The organism is Streptomyces sp. NPDC059524 (assembly GCF_042749255.1).
GTDB classification, from domain to species: Bacteria; Actinomycetota; Actinomycetes; order Streptomycetales; family Streptomycetaceae; genus Streptomyces; species Streptomyces xanthii.
In genome coordinates this window covers 1-7,359 of record NZ_JBHYTK010000252.1, presented here as the reverse complement: position 1 = coordinate 7,359, position 7,359 = coordinate 1, and the positions used below count along the sequence as shown (strand labels likewise).

Genomic DNA, 7,359 nt, shown 5'->3' with positions numbered 1-7,359 from the left:
GGCGGCGCCCCATGGGCGCCGCCCTGCCGCGTGATGCTGCGGTCGTCAGATGCCCGCGGCCGTCGCCAGGTCGCGCTTCAGGGCGTCGAGGCGGCGGGCCGCCTCCTCGCGGGCCGCGGGGAGTGCCGAGCGGTCCGGGACCGGGACCACGACCTCCAGGTAGCACTTCAGCTTGGGCTCGGTGCCGGAGGGGCGGACGATGACACGGGCGCCGGACAGCGCGTAGCGCAGGCCGTCCGTGGGCGGCAGGCCCCCCGCCCCGGCCGACAGGTCCTCGGCCGAGGTCACCGCGAGGCCCGCCAGCTCCGCCGGAGGCTGCTCGCGCAGGCGGCGCATCGCGTCGGCGATGACGGAGAGGTCCTCGACGCGGACGCTCAGCTGGTCCGTGGCGTGCAGGCCGTGGGCCAGCGCCAGGTCGTCGAGGGCGTCCAGGAGCGTGCGGCCCTGCTCCTTCAGCTCGCTCGCCAGCTCGGTGACGAGCAGCGCGGCCGTGATGCCGTCCTTGTCGCGCACGCCCTCCGGGTCGACGCAGTAGCCGAGCGCCTCTTCGTAGCCGTAGCGCAGGCCGTCGACGCGGGCGATCCACTTGAAGCCTGTCAGGGTCTCCTCGTACGGGAGCCCCGCCGCCCCGGCGATCCGGCCGAGGAGGGACGAGGAGACGATCGACTCCGCGAAGACACCGGTCGCGCCGCGCGCCACCAGGTGCGCCGCGAGCAGCGCGCCCACCTCGTCGCCGCGCAGCATCCGCCAGCCGGCGCCGTCGCGCACGGCGACCGCGCAGCGGTCCGCGTCCGGGTCGTTGGCGATGATCAGGTCGCAGTCCGGGGTCCGGGCGGCCGTCGCGAAGGACAGGTCCATCGCGCCCGGCTCCTCCGGGTTCGGGAACGCGACGGTCGGGAAGTCCGGGTCGGGCTCGGCCTGCTCGGCGACCAGCACCGGCTCCGGGAAGCCGGCGCGGGCGAAGGCGGCCAGCAGCGTGTCCTTGCCGACGCCGTGCATCGCCGTGTAGACGGTGCGGGCCGTGCGCGCCGAACCCGGGGCGAGCACCGCGTCCGTACGGGCGAGGTACGCGTCCAGGACCTCGTCGCCGAGGGTCTCCCAGCCGGACTCGGGGCGCGGCACGTCGTGCAGGGACGCCACCGCGTCGATCTCGGCGGCGATCTCCGCGTCGGCGGGCGGCACGATCTGGGAGCCGTCGCCGAGGTACACCTTGTAGCCGTTGTCCCGCGGCGGGTTGTGCGAGGCGGTGACCTCGACGCCCGCGACCGCGCCCAGGTGCCGTATGGCGAAGGCGAGGACGGGCGTCGGCAGCGGGCGGGGGAGTACGGCGGCCCGCAGCCCGGCGCCCACCATCACGGCGGCCGTGTCCCGGGCGAAGTCCGCCGACTTGTGGCGCGCGTCGTAGCCGATCACGACCACGCCGTCGGTCTGCCCCTTGGCCTTCAGGTACGCGGCCAGGCCCGCGGCCGCGCGGATGACCACCGCGCGGTTCATCCGCATCGGGCCCGCGCCCAGCTCACCGCGCAGCCCCGCCGTGCCGAACTGCAGCGTGCCGGCGAAGCGCTCGCCGAGCGCCGCCGCGTCCCGGGCCTCGATCAGCTTCGCGAGCTCGTCGCGCGTCTCGGGGTCCGGGTCCTCCGCCAGCCAGGTCTTCGCCCGGTCGAGCAGTTCGCTGCTGAGATCGGTCACGGTTCGCATTCCTTAAGGCAACAAGACGTACGGGGCTACAGGGAAGGCACGTACAGGACGTACAGCGGGGGTCAGATCTTGGCGAGGACCTGGGTGAGGAGCTCGCCCATGCGCGCTGCCGAGTCACGGCCGGCCTGGAGGACCTCTTCGTGGTTGAGCGGCTCGCCCGACAGGCCCGCCGCCAGGTTCGTCACCAGGGAGATGCCGAGCACCTCCGCGCCCGCCTCACGGGCCGCGATGGCCTCGAGGACGGTGGACATGCCGACGAGGTCGGCGCCGAGGATGCCGGCCATGCGGACCTCGGCCGGGGTCTCGTAGTGCGGGCCGGGGAACTGGGCGTAGACGCCCTCCTCCAGCGACGGGTCGATCTCCTGGCACAGCTGGCGCAGGCGCGGCGAGTACAGGTCGGTGAGGTCGACGAAGTTCGCGCCGACGATCGGCGAGGTCGCCGTCAGGTTGATGTGGTCGGAGATGAGGACCGGCTGGCCCGGGCGCATGCCCTCGCGCAGACCGCCGCAGCCGTTGGTCAGCACGATGGTCTTGGCGCCCGCGGCGGCGGCCGTGCGCACGCCGTGCGCGACGGAGGCGACGCCCCGGCCCTCGTAGTAGTGGGTGCGGCCCAGGAAGACCAGGGCGCGCTTCTGGCCGACCTGGTACGAGCGGACCTTGCCGCCGTGTCCCGCCACCGCGGCGCCGGTGAACCCGGGCAGCTCGGTGAAGGGGAACTCGGCGGCGGGAGCGCCGAGCGCCTCGGCGGCCGGCGCCCAGCCGGAGCCCATCACGAGGGCGACGTCGTGGGTCTCGGCGCCCGTGAGCTCGCGCAGGCGCGCGGCGGCGGCGTCGGCGGCGGCGTAGGGGTCGCCCTGGAGGTTGTCCGGAGTAACAGATGCGTTCACGCGATCGAGGGTAGCCGGTCGAGGCCTACGCGCGTAGATGGCAATGCCCCCGGGTTTGCAATCGTTCTCTTGTCGTTTCCGACGAAGGGGATCCCGGAACCGGTCCCGGAAGGGGCTCAGCAGGGCCGCTTGCGCAGCTCCATCACATAGTCGTGCGGCGCGCCCGCGGAGTCGGCGGCGTCGGCGATCTCGCCCAGATAGCGGGCGGACGGGAGGCCGCCCTCGTACCCGTTCAGCACGTACACCCAGGCCGGCTCGGCGCCGTCCAGCGTGTCGACTCTCACGCGCATCCGCCGGTAGATGTCGAGGCCGACACCCTCCCAGCGGTCCATCGAGTCCTCGTCCATCGGCGCGATGTCGTACAGCGCGACGAAGACCTGCGAGCGCGGCGCCTCCACGATCGTGGCCAGCGCACCCTCCCAGCCCATGTGCTCGCCGCCGAACGTCAGCCGCCAGCCGTTGATCCAGCCCGTCGCGCGCAGCGGCGAGTGCGGGGCGCGGCGCGTCATGAGCCGCGGGTCGAGATTGCCGGCGTACGCGGCGTAGAGCGACATGTGGTCGAGGGTACGTCAGTCGGCGCACGCGCCTCCTGTGGAACGGGGCAACGCGATCACCCCTCCCGAAGAGGACGTTCGGCCGCGTGCTACCCGGACGGGGGCCCCGATTCGGTGCTCCTTGAAGCGTGCGGGACAATGGCGTATGTGACTCGGATCGTGATCATTGGCGGCGGACCTGGCGGATACGAGGCGGCACTGGTGGCCGCTTCGCTCGGCGCGGAGGTGACCGTCGTCGACTCCGACGGTCTGGGCGGAGCGTCGGTGCTGACCGACTGCGTGCCGTCGAAGACCCTGATCGCGACGGCCGAGGTGATGACCACCTTCGACTCGTCCTACGAGGAGCTCGGCATCATCGTCGAGGACGACACCCCGGATCCGGACTCCCCGGCCCGGGTCGTCGGCGTCGACCTCGGCAAGGTCAACCGACGGGTGAAGCGCCTCGCGCTCGCCCAGTCCCACGACATCACCGCCTCCGTCACGCGCGCGGGCGCCCGTGTCATGCGCGGCAAGGGCCGCCTGGACGGCAAGCAGGACCTCGACGGCTCCCGCAAGGTCGTCGTCACCGTCGCCGACGGCACCGAGGAGACCCTCGTCGCCGACGCGGTGCTGATCGCCACCGGCGGGCACCCGCGCGAGGTCCCCGACGCGCAGCCCGACGGCGAGCGGATCTTCAACTGGACGCAGGTCTACGACATGGAGGAGCTCCCCGAGGAGCTCATCGTGGTCGGTTCCGGTGTCACGGGCGCCGAGTTCGCCGGCGCCTACCAGGCCCTCGGCTCCAAGGTCACCCTCGTCTCCTCCCGCGACCGCGTGCTGCCCGGCGAGGACCCGGACGCCGCCGCCGTCCTGGAGGACGTCTTCCGCCGCCGCGGCATGAACGTGATGGCCCGCTCCCGCGCCGCCTCCGCCAAGCGCGTCGGCGACCGCGTCGAGGTCACCCTCGCCGACGGCCGCGTCATCTCCGGCACCCACTGCCTCATGGCCGTCGGCGCCATCCCGAACAGCGCGGGACTCGGCCTGGAGGAGGCCGGCGTCCGGCTCAAGGACTCCGGGCACATCTGGACCGACAAGGTCTCCCGCACGACCGCCCCGGGCGTGTACGCGGCCGGTGACGTGACGGGAGTCTTCGCCCTCGCGTCCGTCGCCGCCATGCAGGGCCGCATCGCCATGTACCACTTCCTCGGCGAGCCGGTGGCCCCGCTGAACCTGAAGACGGTCTCCTCGAACGTCTTCACCGACCCCGAGATCGCGACCGTCGGCTACACGCAGGCGAACGTCGACGCGGGCAAGATCGACGCCCGCGTGGTGAAGCTGCCGCTGCTGCGCAACCCGCGCGCCAAGATGCAGGGCATCCGCGACGGCTTCGTCAAGATCTTCTGCCGTCCGGGTACGGGCATCGTCGTCGGCGGTGTCGTCGTCGCCCCGCGCGCCTCGGAACTGATCCACCCCATCTCGATCGCGGTCGACAACAATCTGACGGTGGAACAGATCGCGAACACGTTCACCGTGTACCCCTCGCTGTCGGGCTCGATCGCCGAAGTGGCACGGCAGTTGCACACGCGCAAGCTCGCCGAGGAGAGCTGACCGCGGCGCTGACACTGCGTGACGAGGGGCGGGGCCGCGGCCCCGCCCCTTCCTCGTCGCCGCCTATACCACTTCCAGGTCTTCTTTACGAACAGAACCTGTAATTCGGCGCAAACTGCTGAAAGCAGACGGTCGTTGGGGTTACTGTCAGTTTCGTGTTCGCTGCAGAACGTCGTCAATTGATCCTCGAAATGGTGCGGGCCAACGGGGCGGTATCGCTCCGGGAGCTCGCCCGCGTCGTCCAGACCTCAGAAGTGACCGTACGGCGGGACGTGCGCGCACTGGAGGCAGAAGGACTCCTCGACCGCCGGCACGGCGGTGCGGTACTGCCGGGCGGATTCACGCGGGAATCCGGCTTTCCGCAGAAGTCTCATCTCGCGACCGCAGAGAAAACGGCCATCGCCGATCTCGCCGCGGGGCTCGTCGAAGAGGGCGAGGCCATCGTGGTGGGCGCGGGGACGACCACGCAGGAGCTGGCCCGCCGGCTCGCGCGCGTCCCCGGGCTGACCGTCGTCACCAACTCCCTGTTGGTGGCCCAGGCGTTGGCGCACGCCAACCGCGTGGAGGTCGTCATGACCGGTGGCACGCTGCGGGGTTCCAACTACGCGCTGGTGGGCAGCGGGGCCGAGCAGTCCCTCCAGGGACTCAGGGTGTCCCGGGCCTTCCTCAGCGGGAGCGGGCTCACCGCCGAGCGCGGCCTGTCCACGTCCAACATGCTGTCGGCGTCCGTCGACCGGGCGCTCGTGCAGGCCGCGGCGGAGGTCGTCGTCCTCGCCGATCACTCCAAGCTCGGCACCGACACGATGTTCCAGACGGTGCCCACGGATGTGATCACCCGGCTCGTCACCGACGAGCCGCCGGCTCATGACGAGCGGGCCGCTACGGAGTTGCAGGCGCTGGCGGATCAGGGCGTGCAGATCGCTGTCGCGGGGGACGGGGACGGGGCGGGGGCCTCCGGGGGTGAAGCGGGCGGTAGTCCGGCCCGGGGGACTCGCCGGGACGTTCCTCCCCTCCCCGGCCCTCGGCGCGGCCAGCCTCGCCACGGTGGTCACCCCCTCCGCAGCGCGGCTCCCCTCGACCCCGGGCCGGAACGCGCGGCCCGAGTAGCCGACCTCCGCCGCCGCTGACCCCATCCTGGGGGTGCCTCTGGTCGCCCTCGTCCAGACCTTTCTGGCCTGTGGCCCGCTCCCTTATCCCACCCGTCGGCCCGGCGCCTTGCCTTGGGCAGTACTCCAGCCCCGGCTGTGAGTTCGGGTAACCCAGCTGTCAGGCTGCATTCCAGTTCTGGGTGCGTATCCGGTGGCCTCGGCCTAGCCTTGGGCAGTCTGCCGCCTGGGGCGGCACGGGTGGGCAAGGCGGCACCCCGGCGCCGGGTGCGCGATGCATCGGGGCTCGGCTACAGCGCCACCGCCGTAGGGGCTGACGATCATCCCGGGTGCAGCCCGGTGGGGCTTCTCGCGCAGTTCCCCGCGCCCCTGAAGGCGCACTCCGTGCGCCCCAGGGGCATCCTGGTCGCGCCCCGCGACGGAGTCGCTGATCGGGTAGAGCCCCGCGCCCCTGAAGACACGCTCCGCGTGCCTCAGGGATCAGCTGGTCGTGCTCGCGACGGAGTCGCTGATCGCGGAACAAACAGCCCCGCGCCCCTGGAAGGCACGCTTCGTGCGCCTCAAAGGCCAGCTGGTCGCGCCCCGCGACGGAGTCTCCGGTCGGGTACTGGCCCGCGCCTCCGGGGCCGTTGGGTGCCCCGCGAGGGATTCGCTGCCCGCGGCCAGTACTGCGCCCCGCGACGGATTCGCTGCCCAGCCCCCGGCGGATGTGGATCGGGGGCTACGGGGCCGTGATGCCGCGGAGGGTCAGTCTCAGGAGGCGGTCGGCCAGGTGGGGGTCGGAGGGGGTTTCCTCCGCGGCCAGGGCGATCGCGTTGGTCAGTTGCAGCAGGTCCGTGATGGAGACGTCGCGGCGGACCGTCCCGGCGGCCTGGGCTCGGGAGAGGAGGGCCTGCCCCGCCTCCCGCATCGGGTTGCTGCACCGCGACAGTGCCGAACTGGCGTCCTGCGAGGCCGACATGAGGGCCCGGGACAGGCCCCGGTACTCACCGGCGTGCGTGATGATGTCCCGTAGCCAGGCCACGAGCGCCGCACACGGCTCGTCCGAGTCGAGCAGGGCCCGCGACCGGGCCAGCAGATCGTTCACCGCCTCCTCGAAGACGGCACTGATCAGCGCGTACCGGTTCGGGAAGTGCCGGTACAGCGTGCCGATGCCGACCCCGGCCGCGCGGGCCACGTCCTCCAGGGACGCCCCCGTACCGTGCTCGGCGAACGCCTTGCGGGCCTGCACGAGCAGCCGCTCGTAGTTGCGCCGGGCGTCCGCGCGCATGGGGCGGACACGCTCGTGCTCGGTGCCGGTGCTCATCGGGCCTCCCAGGGCGTGCGGGGCATTTTCCAGGATGCCTGATCACTGCCGGAGGGATCGGGTCCGGATACGGGTGGTGGGCGCCTGCGGGCCGTGCGGCCCTCAGACGCCCACCGTGAAGCGGTCCCGGCTTGCGGGGTGTCAGTCCTTGATCTCGCAGATCGCGGCGCCGGAGGTGAGGGACGCGCCGATCTCCGCGGTCAGGCCCTTGATCGTGCCGG

Annotated in this window: 6 protein-coding genes; 2 read left to right on the top strand and 4 right to left on the bottom strand. The window is 72.3% G+C overall.

All coding sequences use genetic code 11. From position 1 onward, the window contains the following. Positions 1 to 45 precede the first annotated feature (45 nt). From ACFW9D_RS37185 to ACFW9D_RS37175, 3 genes are all read right to left on the bottom strand, one after another. Positions 46 to 1,698, bottom strand: a complete 1,653-nt coding sequence (locus ACFW9D_RS37185) for a phospho-sugar mutase (RefSeq protein ID WP_384629796.1) — start codon at positions 1,696 to 1,698, stop codon at positions 46 to 48. A gap of 62 nt (positions 1,699 to 1,760) precedes the next feature. Beyond that, a complete protein-coding gene (locus ACFW9D_RS37180; RefSeq protein ID WP_384629794.1) occupies positions 1,761 to 2,585 on the bottom strand; it encodes a purine-nucleoside phosphorylase in 825 nt (274 codons plus the stop codon). Positions 2,586 to 2,701: 116 nt separating this feature from the next. Further along, entirely contained in the window at positions 2,702 to 3,139 is a 438-nt protein-coding gene (locus ACFW9D_RS37175; RefSeq protein WP_188337200.1) for a gamma-glutamylcyclotransferase, read from the bottom strand. A 138-nt stretch (positions 3,140 to 3,277) separates the two neighbouring features. Here ACFW9D_RS37175 and ACFW9D_RS37170 point away from each other — a divergent pair, with 138 nt between their 5' ends. Next, positions 3,278 to 4,726 carry an NAD(P)H-quinone dehydrogenase gene (locus ACFW9D_RS37170; protein WP_188337199.1) on the top strand — a complete coding sequence of 483 codons (1,449 nt, stop codon included), beginning with the start codon at positions 3,278 to 3,280 and terminating at the stop codon, positions 4,724 to 4,726. 155 nt (positions 4,727 to 4,881) lie between these two features. Beyond that, positions 4,882 to 5,853, top strand: coding sequence for a DeoR/GlpR family DNA-binding transcription regulator (locus ACFW9D_RS37165; protein ID WP_384629791.1), 972 nt, complete (start codon positions 4,882 to 4,884; stop codon positions 5,851 to 5,853). Positions 5,854 to 6,553: 700 nt separating this feature from the next. On the opposite strand, the gene ACFW9D_RS37160 is transcribed toward ACFW9D_RS37165, so the two are convergent. Next, positions 6,554 to 7,138: a TetR/AcrR family transcriptional regulator gene (locus ACFW9D_RS37160; protein WP_223205968.1), complete on the bottom strand. Its 585-nt coding sequence runs from the start codon at positions 7,136 to 7,138 to the stop codon at positions 6,554 to 6,556. Between the last annotated feature and the right edge of the window lie 221 nt (positions 7,139 to 7,359).

Excerpts from the sequence above, each read along its gene's own strand:
- ACFW9D_RS37160 (WP_223205968.1), bottom strand. The coding sequence starts at position 7,138 with ATGAGCACCGGCACCGAGCACGAGCGTGTCCGCCCCATGCGCGCGGAC.
- ACFW9D_RS37185 (WP_384629796.1), bottom strand. The coding sequence starts at position 1,698 with ATGCGAACCGTGACCGATCTCAGCAGCGAACTGCTCGACCGGGCGAAG.
- ACFW9D_RS37170 (WP_188337199.1), top strand. The coding sequence starts at position 3,278 with ATGGCGTATGTGACTCGGATCGTGATCATTGGCGGCGGACCTGGCGGA.
- ACFW9D_RS37175 (WP_188337200.1), bottom strand. The coding sequence starts at position 3,139 with ATGTCGCTCTACGCCGCGTACGCCGGCAATCTCGACCCGCGGCTCATG.